The organism is Myxococcus hansupus, from assembly GCF_000280925.3.
GTDB classification, from domain to species: Bacteria; Myxococcota; Myxococcia; order Myxococcales; family Myxococcaceae; genus Myxococcus; species Myxococcus hansupus.
In genome coordinates, this window is record NZ_CP012109.1 from 7,658,014 (window position 1) to 7,675,447 (window position 17,434).

The 17,434-nt window shown below is 71.7% G+C and carries 13 protein-coding genes; 2 read left to right on the top strand and 11 right to left on the bottom strand.

Translation table 11 applies throughout. The features are described 5' to 3' along the window. Position 1 precedes the first annotated feature (1 nt). The 4 genes from A176_RS29935 to A176_RS29950 all read right to left on the bottom strand — a co-directional run bounded on the left by A176_RS29935 (position 2) and on the right by A176_RS29950 (position 9,179). A complete protein-coding gene (locus A176_RS29935; RefSeq protein WP_044891097.1) occupies positions 2 to 2,383 on the bottom strand; it encodes an AAA family ATPase in 2,382 nt (793 codons plus the stop codon). A gap of 44 nt (positions 2,384 to 2,427) precedes the next feature. Then, positions 2,428 to 3,465, bottom strand: a complete 1,038-nt coding sequence (locus A176_RS29940) for an effector-associated domain EAD1-containing protein (RefSeq protein ID WP_002638780.1) — start codon at positions 3,463 to 3,465, stop codon at positions 2,428 to 2,430. Positions 3,466 to 3,672: 207 nt separating this feature from the next. Further along, a complete protein-coding gene (locus A176_RS29945) occupies positions 3,673 to 6,102 on the bottom strand; it encodes an alpha-2-macroglobulin family protein (protein WP_002638779.1) in 2,430 nt (809 codons plus the stop codon). Beyond that, complete coding sequence (locus A176_RS29950; RefSeq protein WP_002638778.1) at positions 6,099 to 9,179, bottom strand: MG2 domain-containing protein; 3,081 nt, start codon at positions 9,177 to 9,179, stop codon at positions 6,099 to 6,101. The genes A176_RS29945 and A176_RS29950 overlap by 4 nt, the downstream gene beginning before the upstream one ends. A 119-nt stretch (positions 9,180 to 9,298) precedes the next feature. On the opposite strand from A176_RS29950, the gene A176_RS29955 reads away from it, so the two are divergent. Continuing rightward, on the top strand, positions 9,299 to 10,492 hold the full coding sequence (locus A176_RS29955; RefSeq protein ID WP_002638777.1) for a hypothetical protein: 1,194 nt from the start codon (positions 9,299 to 9,301) through the stop codon (positions 10,490 to 10,492). Positions 10,493 to 10,498: 6 nt separating this feature from the next. Here A176_RS29955 and A176_RS29960 read toward each other — a convergent pair whose 3' ends face one another. Further along, the gene (locus A176_RS29960) at positions 10,499 to 10,792 is read right to left on the bottom strand and encodes a hypothetical protein (protein WP_002638776.1); all 294 of its coding nucleotides are present in this window, start codon (positions 10,790 to 10,792) and stop codon (positions 10,499 to 10,501) included. Positions 10,793 to 10,846: 54 nt separating this feature from the next. Beyond that, positions 10,847 to 11,077, bottom strand: coding sequence for a hypothetical protein (locus A176_RS29965; protein ID WP_002638775.1), 231 nt, complete (start codon positions 11,075 to 11,077; stop codon positions 10,847 to 10,849). A 206-nt stretch (positions 11,078 to 11,283) separates the two neighbouring features. Between A176_RS29965 and A176_RS29970 the strand changes: the two genes are divergently transcribed. Continuing rightward, positions 11,284 to 11,493, top strand: coding sequence for a hypothetical protein (locus A176_RS29970; RefSeq protein ID WP_021781626.1), 210 nt, complete (start codon positions 11,284 to 11,286; stop codon positions 11,491 to 11,493). A gap of 57 nt (positions 11,494 to 11,550) precedes the next feature. Here the strand turns inward: A176_RS29970 and A176_RS29975 are convergent, their stop codons facing one another. From A176_RS29975 to A176_RS29995, 5 genes are all read right to left on the bottom strand, one after another. Further along, on the bottom strand, positions 11,551 to 12,138 hold the full coding sequence (locus A176_RS29975) for a hypothetical protein (RefSeq protein ID WP_002638773.1): 588 nt from the start codon (positions 12,136 to 12,138) through the stop codon (positions 11,551 to 11,553). 130 nt (positions 12,139 to 12,268) lie between these two features. Further along, complete coding sequence (locus A176_RS29980; protein WP_002638772.1) at positions 12,269 to 13,072, bottom strand: nucleotidyltransferase family protein; 804 nt, start codon at positions 13,070 to 13,072, stop codon at positions 12,269 to 12,271. 131 nt (positions 13,073 to 13,203) lie between these two features. After that, the gene (locus A176_RS29985; protein WP_002638771.1) at positions 13,204 to 14,109 is read right to left on the bottom strand and encodes an AEC family transporter; all 906 of its coding nucleotides are present in this window, start codon (positions 14,107 to 14,109) and stop codon (positions 13,204 to 13,206) included. Between the two features lie 117 nt (positions 14,110 to 14,226). Then, entirely contained in the window at positions 14,227 to 15,669 is a 1,443-nt protein-coding gene (locus A176_RS29990) for a pre-peptidase C-terminal domain-containing protein (RefSeq protein ID WP_002638770.1), read from the bottom strand. Between the two features lie 235 nt (positions 15,670 to 15,904). Beyond that, entirely contained in the window at positions 15,905 to 17,389 is a 1,485-nt protein-coding gene (locus A176_RS29995) for a M57 family metalloprotease (protein WP_002638769.1), read from the bottom strand. Between the last annotated feature and the right edge of the window lie 45 nt (positions 17,390 to 17,434).

The following is a 17,434-nucleotide window of genomic DNA, read 5'->3' on the forward strand; positions in this document are numbered from 1 at the left end:
CTCAGGCGGCCGGCGGAGGCGCGCCCGGCCGCTCCACGCGCGTCAACAATCCGGTGATGCCCTCGAAGGTGGCGTTGCCCACCTGGTGCAGGCCGAAGCCCCAGAGGAAGGCCGTCATGCCCGCGCCGAAGCCGCCCCAGGTGGGCGAGAAGACATTGAGGAGCTGAAGTCCCAGGGCCACCGCCACCGTGGTGAGCAGCGCCAGCACGCCCAGCTCCACCAGCCACAGGTGACGGGGCGACGGCAGCGGCATGCCGTCGAAGTCGCCCAGCCCCGCGGCCAGCCCTCCCGCGGGCGCATCCGGCAACGCGGGCAGACTGCCGCCGCTGGGCGCGGAGGGCGGCGGGACGGAGGGCCCCGTTGGCGCGGCATCGCCCTCGTCGCTTCCGAGCGACTCCAGGTGGAAGCTCCTCGCCGTGCGCTGGGACTGGCTGACGGCGACGAACCGGATGCGCGCCTCGCCATACTTCACCGCGGCCTCATGGGACGACTGCTCCACCAGAAGGACCATCGCCTCCTGCAGCCGCGTCTCCACGTCCTGGAGCGCCTGCGTCTGCGCCTCGGAGCCGCTCACCTGTCGAGCATCCTCCACCGCGCCGCGCAGCTCCTGGATGAGCTGCTTCACGTAGGCCGCGTGGGCGCTCTGGTACATGCGGACGGCGTCATCCACGTTCGTGCTCGCGCGCTCCCGCGCCTTCTCGAGCTGCGTGTTCACCTGGTGGGTGAGGGTCTCCCACTCCTCCTCGGTGAAGCCCCGGGGCGGCGTGCGGGATGCCAGGGCGGCGGACAGCTCCTCGCAGAGGATGTCGAAGTACGAGCGCCGCGCGATTTCGAGCTGCTTCCGGGCGGCATCCAACGCGCCCTGGGCCAGCGCCTTGTTCACCGTCGCCAGCAGCGACAGCAGCTCGTACTTGAGCCGGAAGCCCAGCGAGTCCTCGCCGTGGTGCTCCATCAGCGTCCGCGCCTGCCGGTCGATTTCCTGGAGCTGGGCCTCCAGGCCCGCGCGCGCCAGGCCATCCACGTCCAGCTCCCGCACCTTCACGAGCAAGGCGTCGAGCTGCTCGGCCGCGGGCTCCTCGGAGCGCAGCGCGCCTTCGACCTCCACCAGGAGCTGGCTGGCCTGCTCTGGACGCAGCTCCGCCGGCAGCACCTCCCACTTGCGGGAGGCGTCACACCACGCGCCGTAGAGCCGCAGGCGCGGCTCGAACGCCGCCAGCGCGTCGTCCCCCACGCCGATGCCCCGGACGGGCCGGCGAATCTCGGACACGAGCGCGTCCACCTGCCCCACCATCACCTGCCCCACCTCCCGCGCCCGCCCGACCTGCCCGTTCACCAGGAGCTGAAGCCGACGGTGCAACTCCAGGGCGCGCTGGAGCCGCAGCGCGCGCGGACGGATGCGCTGCGAATACAGCCGCACGCCGAACGACGACACGGCCCCGGCCGCGATGAGCAACGCGCCCCACAGCCACGGCGAGCTCACCCAGAGGATGAAGGGCTGCTCCACCGGCATGCCCGAGCGCACCGCCAGCCGCACGGTGCCGGTGTACTCGCCCGGCCCTTCCAGGCCCCGCAGGCTCACCAGCAGCGCCCCGCTGCCATGCGCGCTCACGGGGATGCCGCCATCCAGCGACGTGACCTCCAGGTTGCCGCCATCCGGCCGCCCGCCCTCCAGCGCGAAGTGCACGCTCTGGAAGCGCGGCTGGATGAGCGCGGAGTCCATGTCCGGCGCCTTGCGCTGGAGCTGCATCAACTGCGGCGCCGACACGACGCCGCTCACGCCCGCGGTCTCCTTGAAAGGCAGGCGCACGGTGGCATCAATGGAGTTCCAGCCCCAGCCCGCCGACGTCACCGCGGGCGAGGTGGCGACGAACTGCACCGCGGGCACCGCCTGCACGCGCGTGACGATGAGCGCGGTGGTCTCCCGCCCTCCCGAGTGCACCAGCACCACGTGGCCCGTGTAATCACCCGGGGCGGGGAGCCGTCCCGAGAGCTCGACGTGGATGGGGCTTCGCGTGGAGATGGGCGCCGTGGCGCCGCCGCCCGCCGCTTCCTTCACCACCGCCTGCAAGGGCACCTGCACCCCGTCCTGGGACTGGAGCGGATCCACCAGCACCGTCACGCCGCCGGGCAACTCACCGTCCACGCCCCCATCCACGCCGCCGTCCACGCTCGGCGCGGCCAGCAGGTCCACGCGCAGCACGTGCCGGAAGTCCTCCGACGCCGTGCGCAGCTTCACCTCGTTGCTGGCGGAGGCACCGGCCACGCGCAGCGCGGAGTCGGCGTGGGCCCTCCAGGGCAGCGCGAGCAGCAGGACGAGGGCCGGAAGACACACGGCCCCCCACGCACGGTGAACGACGGCGGGGCGGATACCAGCGGGTTGCATTCACTGACTGTATCAGGCGCCCCCCATGCCTCCACTTCGCGCCCTCACCCCCAGCCGAGCTGGTTCAACATGCTCCCGGACAGGCTGCCGCGGATGGTGTCGATGGGGATGCCCTCGTTGTGCCCCACCACCGACAGCGGCATGCGCGGCCCACCGCTGTGGTGCAGCGCGGCCAGCCGCAAATCCTGGGTGAAGCAGGGCGCGCCCGAGGACCCCGGCCCCGTGCAGGCGCGGTACGCCACGCGGGTGCGGCCCGGGTTGACGCCCAGAAACTCGTCCAGCGCGACGCTCATGGGCTGGCCCGCCGGGTGTTGGACGATCAGCACCAGGCTGCCCGGGGTGAAGGACTCGCGGGAGTCGGGCAGCTCCAACCAGCCCCGGGACTCGCCGTCGACCAGGTCCTCGCCGGGGACGCCCGCCACCTCGAGGAAGGCATAGTCCAGCTCGCCGGGTGTGGCGTCGCGGGGACGCGGATGCATCAGGTCCGCGGGGCTGTAGGGGCTGCGCGCCAGGCACCGCGTCACGCGGTACACCGTGCCGGGGTGCAACAACGTCCCGTCCTGGAGGACCTTGCGGCCAAAGCGCACGCGCAGCGACTCCAGCAGCCGGTTCTCGATGACATGGAAGTTGGTGAGCACCACGCTGGGCGACACCAGGAAGCCGGTGCCCAGCGCCGCGCCCACCTCCGGCTCCACGCGGCACACCTGCCGTTCGATGGAGGCCAGGCGCTTGCGCCAACGCTCGCGCTCCGCGTCCGCCCGCCCGCTGCCGAAGATGCGCTCCAATCCGACACGCGGAATGCTGCGCTGCACGGATGCGAGGTAGGCCTGGACGAAGCGATGGAGGCGCGGGTGGCGGGGCAAGGCCTGATGTGCGCCGCGAATCAGCTCTCGCAGCCAGCCCTCCGCCTCCGCCCGGTGGATGAGCGTGAAGACGCGCTCACGCAAACCTCCCGAGATACCCAGCGATTCCAGGTCCCTGCGACAGGTGGTGGCCACCACCTTGCGAAGGTGCTCCACCGAAGCAAAGGCGCTGGTCAGCGCCCGCTGCAGCTCGTCCCTCTCCGCGCCGTCGAGCTCCATGCTTGCCACCCACGACGAAACGACCCTGGGAGTGGTTGCGACTCCGTGATGCTGAGGGGAAAGCTGTGCATCCTCCGCGGGACTGCACAGCGGGGAGCGCGGACTACATTTCTTGGAGGCCCGTGATGTCACCACGAATCGACACATAACGCGCCCCCCAGCGCCGGGGCAGTGGCCCGGGGGGCAGGACGCAGCCGCGACTTTCGCTCAGCGCACCGCCCATATAGCGGGGGGTACGTAGGACACGAGGTCAGGTCGAGACTGGGTCGTCAGTGACGAGGCACCACCCTGTAGCGCGCCCGCCAGCGTGGGGATGACGCGGAAGCGCGCCTGGAAGGGCTCGCCCGGCCCTCGGGGCGGAAGCCACAGCGTCACCGCGCCATCCTCCGCGGACCACGAGGCCACCTTCCCCGCTTGGACGAGGGCTTCCAGGCTGGCGGTGTCCACCTGCACACCGGCAGGCAGCCCATGGCGCAGCACCAGCGGCAGGCCCGACGGCGTGGACGCCTGGAGCGTCACCTCCGAGGGCTGCCCCACCTTCGCGTCCGAGGGCACCTGCACGGCGAGCTCCAGCCCCGCCTGCGCCTCCTGCTTCCACGGCACCGCGGCGCGCAACGCCAGGGAGAAGCCCAGCCCCGGCACGGCGGGCTCCGCGCGCACCGTCCACGCGTGCGTGCCGCCCGAGCCCGGCGCCGCGGCCTCCATCGCCAACACCTCGCGCAAGGCCTTGGCGTCGAAGGAGCCCTCGGTGATGACCTGCCCGTCGCGCTCCAGCACCACCCGCACCTGCGCGGGCAATGGCTCACGGAAGAGCGCCACCACCGCCTGCAATGCCAGACGGTTGGCGCGCCCGCTGCCCCAGCCATTCACGGGCTCATAGGCGGCGAGCAGCGCGGCGCCCAGGTCCGCCAGGGGCGCCTTCGCATCGCCTTCCAGGGCGAGCACGGCCAGCGCGGTGGCCTCGGCCTCCGTCGGCGTGGCGCCCGTGGCGTCCACCACGCCGGCCTCCACGGGAAGGTAGGCCGCGCCCTCATCGCGCCGCTTCACGGCCTCGCGCACCTGCTCGCGCAAGGAGTCGCGCAGGGAGCCACTCACCGCGCCGCTCGCCAGCATCGCCGCCGCGGTGTAGCCGTCCTTGACGTGCGCCCGGTTGCGCTCCAGCGCGCCCTGGGCCCGCGCGTGGAAGAAGGCCGCGCGGCGCTGGCCCTCGGGCGTCCCGGCCGCCGCGCTCACCGCGCGCGTGCAGTCCGCGGTGGCGACCAGCAAGCGCTGCAGCGTCCAGCCATCGCCGCCCTGGCAGGTGCCATCCGGAAGCTGCGCCGCCGCCACCTGCGCGGCCAGCCGCTCTCCCAGACGGGACAGCACGGGGTTCTCGGGATGCGCCAGCGCGCCCTCCGCCAGCATCGCCGCCAGCGCCACGTCCGGCGCCCGGCTCCAGCGCAGCGCGCGCTGCGTGGCCCGCATCAACCCGGTCCGCACCGCCTCCACGTCCACCTCACCCGACTCCGGCGGCACGGGCGCCGTCAGCCGCCGCTCCGGCGCGTGCATCGCCTTCAGCGCCTCCGCGGAGCGCGTCTCGCCCAGCGCCGTCAGCAGCTCCGGCGCGCGCCCGGCCAGCAGCAGCGCGTACGCCACGCCCGCCGCGTCCTCGCGTCCGCCCGCGTTCAACAGCTCCGAGCGCAGCACGCCCAGCCCGCCGGGATACACCTGGAGCCGCACGCGCTCACTGCCCGCCTGCGCGTCCGGCGCGCCGGTGAGCGACAACGTGCGCGGCGCCGCCAGGGTACCGCCGCGCGTCTGGAGCACCGGACGGCCCGTGGCCCACACCGGGAAGTCCCGCACCACCGCGTCGGTGGCGCCCAGCGTCGCCCGGAGGGCCACCGGCCCCGGCGTGGCCACGCGCACCGTCACGTACTCCACCACGCTGCCGCGCGCGGGCACCCGCACGGTGCGGTTGCCCCCCTCCACCACGGCGCCTTGCGCCTCCACCTTCAAGGGCGCCTCCACCGGCGAGTCGGTGGTGTTCATCACCTGCACCGGCAAGCGCACCGCGTCGCCCGCGCGAAGGAAGGGCGGCAGCACCGGGTCCACATACGTGGGCAGCGTGCCCGTGAAGGACGTCTCCGCGCCGGACTGCGCACCGGAGCGGGAGTGCGCCAGCGCCAGCACCCGCCACTGGGTGAGGCGGTCTGGCACGCGCACCGGCACCGTCGCGGCACCGGACGCGTCCGTCACCACCAGGGGCTCGAAGAGGAAGGTCTCCGGGAACCAGGAGCGGCTGGGCGCCGCCTCCGCCTCCGCTTCCGACTTCCCGCCGCCGCCCTTCTTCTTCGCGCCATCCAGGGGGGCAACCTGCGCCCTGCGGAGGTCGTGCGCGACGGAGGGCTGCGCGACGTCCTCCTCCCTCTCCGCGTACATCTCCGCCGGTGGTGCGTCGGCGTCGCCCCTGGCGCCATAGCCCTCGTTCGCGCCAAACGACTGCACCAGCTTCGCCGTTTGCGGCGGCGCCCCGCCCAACGCATCCGCGGAAGCGCCGAACAGGCGCCGCGCGTTGTCGCCAAAGAGCGCCACGAACAGCACCAACCCCACCAGGCTCGCCAGGGAGCATCCCACCCCGGCGAAGAACGAGCGATTCATGGTGCCTCCCGGGCAACCCACGCGTTCCAGTTCTCCACGTCCTCCGGCAGCCGCGTCCCGCTCGACACCACCGACCGGGGGTCGGTGAGGGCCAGCAGGTCCGTGGGCAGCCGGGACAGCTTCAACTTGCGGCCAAAGGCATCCGTCACCTTCTCACCGCGCTTCTCGCAGGCCGCCAGCGCGTCTTCCCACAGCCGCGCCATGCCCGCCGGGTCCAGCGTCTGCCCTTGCGGCGCCTTCTCCTCCCACGTCCGCACCTGCGTGTGCAGCTCCGCCAGCACCGCGTAGAAGGGCTCCGTCAGCTCCGCGTCCGCGTCGAGGGACGTCACCGCGCTCGCCGACATGGAGGGCTCCGTCCCATCACGCTGCGGCGCGTCCGTCACCCGCAGCACCGCCGCCGCCGACGCGTTCGCGCCCCGGATGCGGCCCATGGCCAGCGCCTGCCCGTCGAAGACACCGAAGGCGGGCGAGGCCACCGTGGGCATGGTCTGCACCGAGCTCATCGCGTCTGGCCCTGGCAACGGCGCGAGCTGCGCCAGCGTCTCATCCACGCCGAAGAGGCCCACCGCCGCCGGGCCGTCCTGGCCATCCACGCGCGTGCGAATCTGGAGCCGCGCCAGCTCACCGGGCGCGTACCGCGGCTTCTCCGGTGACACCTCCACGGAGAGCTGCGCGCGCGGCGCCACGTAGACGCGGCCCTGCGCGCCTTCCCAATACGACAGCGCCCAGCCCTCGAAGTTCTCCGGCAGCTTGAACCGGACCGACCGCGTGGCCTTGTCCACCTTCTCCTCGAACCGCTGCTGGCCCGCCTGGAGCACCAGCGTGTCGGGGAGCTGGCCCAGGAACTGCGGACCGCGCAGCAGCTCGATGCGGACCTCCTCGCCGCCCCGCGCCAGCACGGGTGTGGCGCGAAGCCGCGTCTTGGGCACCTCCGCGGGGCGCAGGGCCAGCTTCGTCTCGCCCACGTCCTCTCCACCCTGGGTGCCCCGCACCTTCAACTCGTAACCCAGGAACGTGGTGGCCATGGAGCTGCCCCCCTCCTCCGTGTCCCCAGCGGGCAGCACGGAGAGGCGGGCCACGCCCAGGGCGACGCCCCGCTGCGCGGACTCGGGCAGCCGGATGCGGGCGAAGCGCTCTTGGATGCACGACGTGACGGAGGCCGGCAGGCTGCCATCCGCCGCGACGGGCACCCACGTCAGCGACTCCAGACCGCGCGTCCCCAGCCGCCAGCTCGCCGCCACCGGCGGGGACGCCGGCATGCTCAGGTTCCTGGGCAGACACGTGCGCGCGTCGCGGGCCGCGGCGTTCATCGCCGCCACCACCTCGTCGGGGACGCCAAAGGCGGTCTCCACCTCCACCTCCACCGAAGGCAGGTTGGGGTCGCTGACGACGAAGCTCGTGTGAAGGACGCGCTCGACCCCAGCGGACAGCGCGCGCGCGCGCAGGACCGAAGCCATGCAGGCTGGCAGCGCCCCCTCCCCGGCCACGACGTCCAGCACCGCGCCCGAAGCCCCCACGCGCAGGCCGAGCTCGACCTCCATCAACCCCTCGTCCCGCGACACGAAGCGCGCGCAGGGTTCGAGCGCGGGCAGTGACTTCTCCAGCGCCAGCATGTCCGCGAGCGAGGCCTCGTGCCCCGGCGCCAGCAGGCTGCGCGTCTCCCCCAGGCGCACCGTCGGCTCGGGCGGCGGCGGACGCACGGGCATGGGCGGCACCACGACGTTGACGGGCGGTCCCGGGTCGAGCTGGAAGGAGGCCACGCCGTCCTCGTCCGTCACCGCGCGCACGCCCTCGTCATGAGGGTCCCACGCACGCGTCACCGTCAGCTCGGCGTTGGGCAGCACCTGCCCCGCGGCCGTCGTCGCGCGCAGGTAGACGCGGTTGTTGAAGCCGGGCGCCAGTCCGCCATCCAACTCCGTCACCGTCGACACCGCGAGCGCGTCCTCGGACAGCAGCAGCGACACGCGGCCCTCGATGCGGTCCCCCGACGCGTCCCGCGCCACCACGCGCGCGCTGAGCCACGCCTGCCCGCGCAGGTCCATGGGCACGCGAGGCAACACCAGGCGGAAGCGGCCCGTGGCGTCGGTGCGAGCGCGGTCGGGCAACGCCCCCGTGGTCCACTCCGTCGGCGGGGGCCAGTCACCCTGCACGTTCCACGTCAGCGCCACCTCGACGTCGGACACCGGCGCGCCCGACGCGTACACCACCTGCCCTTCCACCACCGGCACGTCCTCGGCGCGCCAGAAGGGCCGGGCGCTGCGCACGTCCACGCGGAAGCGCGGCAGCGTGAAGGGTTTGACCTGGAACGGGGCCTGCGCCTCCACGGCACCACTGGACCAGCTCACCGACCACCAGCCCTGCGGCGCGCCCCGGTCCAGCGGGAAGCGGCCGGCCACCACGCCCCAGGGTCCCGCCGGCGCGCGCTCCTCCAGCACCACCTCGCCGGAAGGGTCCTTCACCCGCCACGTCCCAGGCCGCCCATCCAGCGGCGACAGGTCCTTGGACCGCAGCGCCACCGCGCGGAAGAGGACCTCATGCCCCGGCTCGTACAAGGGGCGGTCCGTCAACACGTGCGCGCGGGCCGGCGAGTACAGCGGGAGCGCCGCGTCCACGGTGTCCGTGCCCACCGGCGTCGTCACCCGCGCCCGGAGCTGGTAGTCGCCATCCGGCACCTCGGGCAGCAGGACCTTCGCGCTCAGCCGGTGGGTGTCCACGGAGCGCTGCCACGCCTCGCCCTCCGCGAGCGCGAGCGGCGTCTCCTTGCCCTCCGCGTCCACCAGGAAGACAGAGGCTGTGCCGCGTGACACGCCCCCGTGCATCAGCACGCCCGTCTTCGGGTGGGGCGCCATCACGACGGTCAGCAGCGACACGTGGCCCTGCCCGCCGCGCACCAGACCGTGGGCGTTGAGCTCCACCACCTGCCGGAACTGTCCGTCCGGACAGGCCGGGACGTTGACCCCCTTGAAGGCCCAGGCCGAGAAACACACGTCCCAGGAAGAGAAGGCCACTGCACCACCGACGAGCAGCGCGGCCAGGCCTCCCCCCACCAGCCGGCGGCGCCGGATGCGGATTGTCATCTTTCCTCCCCTTCCCACCACTCTATGCCGGGAAGGCGGGTCCCTGACGAGCCCCCTCCGTCGCACGACCGATGGCGGTGCGCTAGGGTCTCGCTCCTTTCGCGGTACCCCGCTCCGACATGCCCGCGCCGACGCCCAAGCCCCGCCCGCCCCAGGACGCCCTCCCCGCGCGCCTGGAATCGCTCCTGGAGTCCCTCACCGACCGCCACCTCGCGGACCGGCTGGAGCGCGTGCACCGCGCGGCGGCCGTGGCCATCGACCGGCTGGGGCACTTGAGCATCGCGAAGTACGAGCCCACCTCCGTGGAGACGGACGGCGGCGCGGACCTCTCCCTCTGGGAGACGATGGCCCCCGCCATTGGCGACACGCTGGTGGGCGTCAACCAGCTCATCGCCGCCACCCACCAGGAGTTCCCGCCGCCCTCGCGGCCCACGGGCCTGGGGGACGGAGGCTGGGCGCCGCCGCCGGCCAGCTCGGACGAGCGGCTGGCGCAAGAGGTGGAGGCGGTGCTGCACGCCGTCGCGGAGCGGCTGTCCAAGCGCGTGGCGGAGCTGGGCCAGCAGATGCGCCGCCCGGAGGTGGTGAGCGACCGCTGGACGCTGATGGCCGAACTGCAGTCCTTCCGCGCCGACTTCCGCGTCCGCATTGGCGACCTCGTGTACCTCACCGCCGCGGCCTTCGAGGACGTGCGCCGCGAGGACGTGGTGCCCGGCTACGCCAACCAGGTGGCCGCGCGGGCGGCCCTGCGCGCGGCGGCGGCGGACCTGCGCCGCTCCCTGCAAGGACGGCTGGAGCGCGCGGCCAAGGCGGAGGCCCGCGCGCGGCCGGCGCTGGCGCGGCAGGTGGCGGAGAGCCTGTCCGCCTTCGTGTCGCTGCCGGCCTCGGTGGCGCTGCGCACACCCCAGAAACACCAGGTGCTGGAGCTGCGCACGCGCCTGATGGAGACGGGCGCCGGGCCGGAGCTGGCGTCGGACGTGCTGCCGGGACTGGTGGAGCCCTACCTCGCCGCGCTGGAAGAGCAGATGGAGGAGGTGACGCGCACCTGGCTCGTCGTCCACGACCGCGCGGTGTGGGCCACCTGCGGCATGAAGCTGGAGCAGGCGGACATGCACCTCACGCTGGGCTCTCGCGGCGCGGAGCGCGTGCTGGCGGAGGCGGTGGACGCGGCGGGCGCGCTCCAGGGACGCTCGGCCCCCTTCGACACCTTCCTGCGCAAGGCGCGACAGGAGGCGGGCGACGGGCTGGAGGAGGCAGGGGCGCGGGAGCTGCTCGGCCGGTTCCGGGAGCGGCTCGCGGCCCTGCCCTTCAGTTGAAGCGGACTACGGCTTGGGGGCGTCGGCCTTCGCGCCCTCGGGCAGCGCGGGCGCCTCCGGCTTCGGCGGGAGGATGCGCAGCTCGTCGAAGCGCGCGGCCAGCGACTCGTGCGTCATCTCCTCCTGCCACTGCTTGGGATTGGTGTTCCAACCGTAGTCGGCCGGAACCTTGCCGCCACCCTGGCTGGCGTAGCCAATCATGTCCGGGAACTGCTTGGACCAACGACCCGCCGGGTCCGGCTCCTTGGTGATGAGCTGGCGGTTGGGGCGGTGCAGGAAGGGCTTGGGTGCGTCACTCATGCCCCGTAGCCTCTCCGAAACCCGCCCGCGAGGGTAGAGAGAAGACGCGGAGCCTCAGGCCGCCCGGCGGGTCCGCTTGCGGCGCCCGGGGCTCACCGGCGGCACCACGCGGGGCCCCATCTCGAACACCGCGGCGAAGAAGCGCGCCTGGGCCTCGCTGCCATACCGGTAGCGGCGCACGGCCCCACCCCACGTCTCCACCTCCACGCCCCAGCCTCGCCGGTCCTGGAGGAGCTCCACCCTCAACACCCCACCCAGGCCTTCCCCATCACCCAGTGCATCCATGCCCCGGGCTCTTGAAATCCCCGTGCCAGGGCGATCACCCGACATCACCGGCTTGCGGTGTCGGACATCCACCAGAAGACAGCGAGCCGGTAAGAAGTGCAGGAGGGACTGCCTGCCCGCTTGCTTGCGCGGTGGAAGGCCCCGGAGAGACCAAGGGGCACCCCAGGTCGCCTTGTGCCGCGCGATTCCTGCGTTAACTCAGAAGCATGACTCAATTCGAGAGCAACACCGGCGAGCGGTTCGCCGAATTCGTCCTCCCCGACGGCTGCGTGCTCTGCGGTGGAGAGGTGACTGTGCGTGCCTCACAGGCGGGTGCGCACAGCTACTGCCCGCAGTGCCACTGGCTGTCCAAGCCCAGCATGCGCGTGCGTGACAACAGCGTGGAGCTGTCGTTCGCGACCACCGCGCTCGCCTGAGCCCTCTCACTTCCGTCTCCGGGCGTGTGCCTTCGCGCCACGCCCGGTGACACCGCTTCAGGGCAGCATCCGCTCCGACAACACGAGCGCCAGCAGCGCCGCCTTCTCCCCTGTATCGAGGGCCAGCACTTCCTCGGGCAGCGTCAGGGACACCGGCCCCGGCTGGAGGGTCGTCCCCGGCTGACACGTGCGCCATCCGGCGTAACGGCCCGCCGTCACCGACAGCGTGTAGTCACACCCGCCCATGGTGCCCGCGATGGCGAAGGGCGCGACGATGAGGCTCGACGGCTGGCTGGCGAAGTTCCCCTCCAGCCGCAGCCCGGGCTCCGGCGTGCGCGGCAGCACCTGGAGCGCCACGGTGCCCTCCCCCACGCGCCCGAGCAGGCTCCCACCGTCCCACCCCACGTCGACATCACTGTCGCGCACGTGCCCCACCCAGGCGGCGCCGCGCTGGTGCAGCTCGATGCCCGGGCCGCGCACCGTGCTTCCGTCCAGGGAGAGCTCCACGGACTGCTCGCCCGCCTCCAGCCGGATGGGGCCGCCCTTTCCCGCGACGGACACCTGGGCCTGGACGGCGGTGGAGGCGAGCAGCAGCCCCACCGCGCCCAGGACGGCACCGGCCTTGCGGACCTTCGTCTGTGTCACGTGGCACCTGCCTTGCGCGAGTCCTCCGCCGCAAGGTGCGCCTCCGCCACGGCGGAGGCACGGCCCACGGCCCTGGCGCCCTCATGACGGCGCTGTCGAGGGACCGGCCCGCGGGGGCCGGCCCGCCCGCTCAGTGCGAGCCGTAGGAGCCGCTCGCGGCGGCAGGCACGTCGTCCTGCTCGCGCTCGCGTGCCCGTTCCACCTCATCCCAGGTGCGGCCGTCCTCGTAGCCCCACTCGTCGACGTCCACCTGGTAGCTGACCTGGGACAGCAGCCGGCCTCGGCACAACTGCGAATCCCAGTTGCCCTCCGCCACCGAGCTGTTCGCGCGGGACAGCAGGTCGCGCATCACCCATTCGGGGACGATGTCGCGGTCCGCCGGGTAGGCGAAGCGGAAGAACATCAGGTGCGCGAGCAGCACCTCCCAGTACCGGTCGAAGCGCGCGAGCAGCCGGGGCCAGTCGAACGTCCGCCCCGTCTTCAGGAGCAGGTGCGTCAGCTCGTGGCCGTCGAAGCGCTCCCGCTCCAGGACGAAGGACTTGCTCCAGTAGATTTCCTCCGCCGGAGGCACGTTGCACTCGCAGTTCAGCAGGCGGGCGCAGACGGCGTGCTCGAACCAGCCGTCATCCACGACGGTGATGCCATTGCCGGACGCGAAGATGAGGTCGACGAGGAAGTCGTCCCAGAAGGCCTTGTGCAGCCAGCCATGGACGTTGCTCTGGGTGTTCCAGCCATTGCTGGCCAGGACCTTCAGCGCGCGGTCCGCGTCGTCCTTGCGGATGAAGAGGTCCAGGTCCTTCGTGTCCCGATAGATGCCTGTGTAATGGGCGAACGCGTACGCGCCGCCGACGAGGAAAGGGATTTGCGCATCGGTCAGCAGTTGGATGGCGTAGGCCCTGGCGCCCAGCTCGGCGACCGGCCGTCGGACTTCCATCCGCCGTGGGTCTCCCCCGGGTGCACCCGAGGCTTTCGGTGGTTGCTCAGCCATGCGCCAAAAATAGGAGCGCGCTGCCGGGACGACAGCGGTCCGGCCGCGCGTCCGGCCGCAGGGCAGCCAGGCGTGCGTCAGCGCACGAGCATCAGCATCAACGGCGCCGTGGCGAACGAGAGCGGGATGCCCACCCCCACCATCAACACGGCCAGGTCCGGGTCCAATTCATGCTCGGCCGCCAGGATGGCCGCGCTCACCATGGGGCCCATGGCCGCCTGGAGCAGCGTGGCCTGCACCACCACCGGCGACAGGCCGGGCAGCGCCAGCAGGCCCAGCGCCGCCAGCGCGGGCACCAGCAGCAGCTTGTAGGACAACCCCAACGCCAGGGCGGGCAACCGGTGGCGGACGCCCGACAGCCGCAGTTGCAGGCCAATGGCGAAGAGCGCCAGCGGCGTCAGCAGCGAACCCAGCCGCTCCAGCACACCATCCAACCAGACGGGATAGGCCCAGGGCCGCGTGGCCAGCGCCACCACCAGCGCCAGGAACGGCGGGAAGGTGGCCACCTTGCGCGCGAGCTGCCCCAAAGGCAGCGGCGTCTCCGCGCCCGCCCGCGCCGCCGCCAGCGTCGCCAGGGAGGACAGCACGAGGAACGAGCCGAGCTGATCCACCACCACCGCCACCGGCAGGCCCTCGCGGCCCAGCAGCGCCTCCGCCATGGGCAGCCCCACGAAGGCCGTGTTGCCCAAGCCCGCCGTCAACACCAGCGCCATGATGGACGGCTTCGCCAGCCCCAGCCGGGGCCCGAGCAGCCGGAAGAAGGGCCCCGCGCCCAGGTAGTAGAGCCACGGCACCGACGCGGCGACCAGCAGCTCCGGCACGAAGACCAGTTGGTGCATGGCGCGCAGCACCAGCGCGGGCAGCGCCACGTACAGCACGAAGGTGTTGAACGCCCCGGCGGAGCCCTCCGGAAACTTCCCGCTGTGCCGGGCCAGGACGCCCAGCACCATGCACGCCCCCAACAACCCGATGACATTCCCCATGGCGCGCCGCAGCGTCGCAGCCCACCGGGTGGAACTCCAGCGCCATGGGGCGAAAGCCACGGGCGGCCGGCCCGCACCCGGAGGCCGCCCGTCATTCACATCCCATCGGTACCGCGGCTACGGCGCGGTGTAGTCGATGTCCACGTCAATCATCGCGCCGGAGTAGCCATGCACCATGACGTACGCCTTCGACTGGCCCGCGGGCACCGTGAGGTCGCACGTCTCATGGGGACCAACGACATACGGGCGGCAGTCATACGTATCGAACGTGGGCGGCGCGCCGAAGCGCACGTAGAGGTCGGGGTCATCCGTCTCCGCGCCCAGGCCTCGCATGTCCACCCGGAACTGCGTCCCGGGCTTCACGTCGTAGGTACCGAAGTCACGGTAGGTCCCCTGAGCCACGTAGGTGGACCACTGCGCCCAGCGCGGCCCCGTGATGAACCCCGTGAGCGGCACATACCGGATGTTCAAGTGGAAGGAAGGGTCCCCGCCATAGCCGGGGATCATGACGTAGGCGGTGTTCACTCCCGCGGGCACGACGAGGGTGCAACGCTCGTTGGCGGAGTACTCATACGGGCGGCAGTCCCATGCATCCATCGTGGGAGGCGCACCGAAGCGGACGTAAAGGTCCGGATCCCCCGTGCCCGTCATCTCCACGTCGAAGGTCGAGCCAGGCGCCACGGAGAAAGGGCTGTAATGGACGATGCCCGGTTCCCACGTCGAGCCTGACAGCGTCTCCGTCACGTACACGAAGCCATAGAGCGCCCGGGCGCCGTCGATGTCCCTCTGCGTCAGCACCAGGTCCCCCATCTGGGTGCCGTTGCAGTGCGGGTAGTGCATGACGGACGCGCGGTCGTAGGTCGTCAGCGCGCGCCAGTTGTTGTCCTCGAAGCACCCGCTGGCCTGCGTGCGCGTGTGCTCGTGACGGAAGCCGAGCACGTGGCCCAATTCGTGGCGCGTCACGCCCTCCAGCGTCCAGGGGCCCAGGCCGCCGAAGGCGCTGTTGTCGAAGAGCAGATTCCGGACAGCGCGCGCATGACTCGGGAAGAAGGCACGGGCGAAGTACGCACCGCCCGCGTTGACGGGGTTCACGTCGAACACGACGTCGTCATTGAGGGCATCGCACCGCGCATCCTCCGTGCTCACGTGCCTGAACTTCACATCGCTCGCGGCTTCCCATGTCGCCGCCGCCGAGGCCATCGCCTGGACCACCCGGTCGTAGCGGCTGCCAAAGGTGGTGCTCACGCAGTAGGTGAGGTCCCGCTTCTGCGTGTCGCTCCACTTCGCATCCAGGCCGCCCACCTGGTGGACGGTGAGCCGCCCGCTCCGGACGTGGTCCTCGTAGAACTCACGGAGCAACGCCTCGGACAGCACCGGCACGTCACCATCGACGATGAAGATGCCCGTGTCAGGCTCCTGGTACACCTGCGCGCGGAATACCTCCCAGGACAGCCCCTGCCCCACGGCCTCTCCGGGAACGGGGAAGCCGCCTTCGCCTTCGCCACAACCGGCGAGCAATGACAGACCCGTGAGGGCACCAACGAACTTGGACCGAAACATGAAGCTCCTTGCCGAGATGAGGGCTCGTGCCCCCACGGCATCGTCTCAGCCCCCAGGCTTCGTCACGAATCCAAGTTTCCTGATGAATCCCACTTCCGCCCGGCTCACTCCGGGGCTCCCGCGCAGCGACACTTTCGGGTAAGGGGCGCGGCCCCACGGCGCCGGTCACCAAAAGAAACGGGCGGCCATCCCGCGAGGGAGGCCGCCCGTCGTTCACGTCATGCCCAGGCCAGGACTACGGCTTGGTGTAGGTGATGGTCAGGTTGTAGGTGGCGCTCGTGAAGCCACGCACCATCACAAACGCGCTGGTCTGACCCGCGGGAACGGGGATGTCGCACGTCTCGTTGGCGCCGTTGACGTACGGGCGGCAGTTGTACGCCGACGTGGTGGGCTGCGCGCCCCACCGGACGTAGAGGTCCGGGTCACCCGTGCCCGTCATCACGACCTTGAAATTGGTGCCAGCCTTCACGCTGAAGGAGCCAATCTGGACGTTGGCGCTGCTCCCCACGCTGCCGGTCCGCGTCTCGGTGGTCACGCCGCCACCGGTGCCCCGGGGCGTCAGGTAGTTGACCGTCAGGTTGAACGAACCAGCGGCGTAGCCGTTCACCATGACGAACGCGGAGGTCACGCCCGCCGGCACCTCGAGGGTGCAGGTCTCGGTCGAGGTACCACCGAGGTACGGGCGGCAGACGAACGACGTCGCGGTGGGCGCGGCGCCCCACTGGACGTAGAGGTCCGGGTCACCCGCGGACCCCGTCCGCTGCAGCGTCGCGGTGAAGGTCGAACCCGGAACCACCGTGAAGGGGCCCCGGTGGAAGTTCCCACCCGTCGCGACGGTGCCCGTGAAGGTCTCCGTCCGCGGGTCGCCTTCCGGCGGCGGCGGGGGCGGCGGGGGCGGCTCACCGTTCGGCGTGCCGTAGAGCGCCTGGATGCCCTCGACGTCCTTCGCGGTCAGGACCAGGTCCCCGTTCTGGGTGCCGTTGCACTGCGGGTAGTGCATGACGGACGCGCCGTCGTAGGTCGTCAGCGCGCGCCAGTTGTTGTCCTCGAAGCACGTGCGCGCCTCGGGGCGGGTGTGCTCGTGGCGGAAGCCGAGCACGTGGCCCAGCTCGTGGCGGGTGATGCCCTCCAGCGTCCAGACGCCCAGGGGCTGGAAGGAGCTGGGGTCGAACACGACGTTGCGCGCGGCGCGCGCGTCACCCGGGAAGAACGCGCGAGCCAGGTACTGGCCACCGGCGTTGATGGGGCTCACGTCGAACAGCACGTTGTTGTTGCTGGCGGTGCAGTTCCCGTCCTGCGCGCTCACGTGAGTGAACTTCACGTGGCCGGCGGCCTCCCACTGCGCCGTCGCAGTGGCCATCGCCTGAACCATCCGGTTGTAGTTGTTGTTGAAGCGGGTGCTCACGCAGTAGGTGAGGTTCAGCTTCTGCGTGTCGCTCCACTTCGCGTCCTGGCCGCCCACGCGGTGGACGATGAGCTGCCCGTTCCGGACGTTGTTCTCATAGAACTCGCGCAGGTGCTTCTCGGTCGCGAACGGCGTGTCCCCGTCGGCGATGTAGATACCCGTCTCAGGCTCCTGGTACACCAGGGAGAGGAACTCCTCCCACGACATTCCCTGACCGACGACCTCGTCGGAAGCAGGGTTGGTGACATCGCCGCCGCCGCAACCGGCGAGCAGCGCCAGGCCCGTGAGGGCGCCGACGAACTTGGACTGTGACATGGACATCCTTGTTGGGATGAGTGGTTCACAGCCGACCAAGCAGCC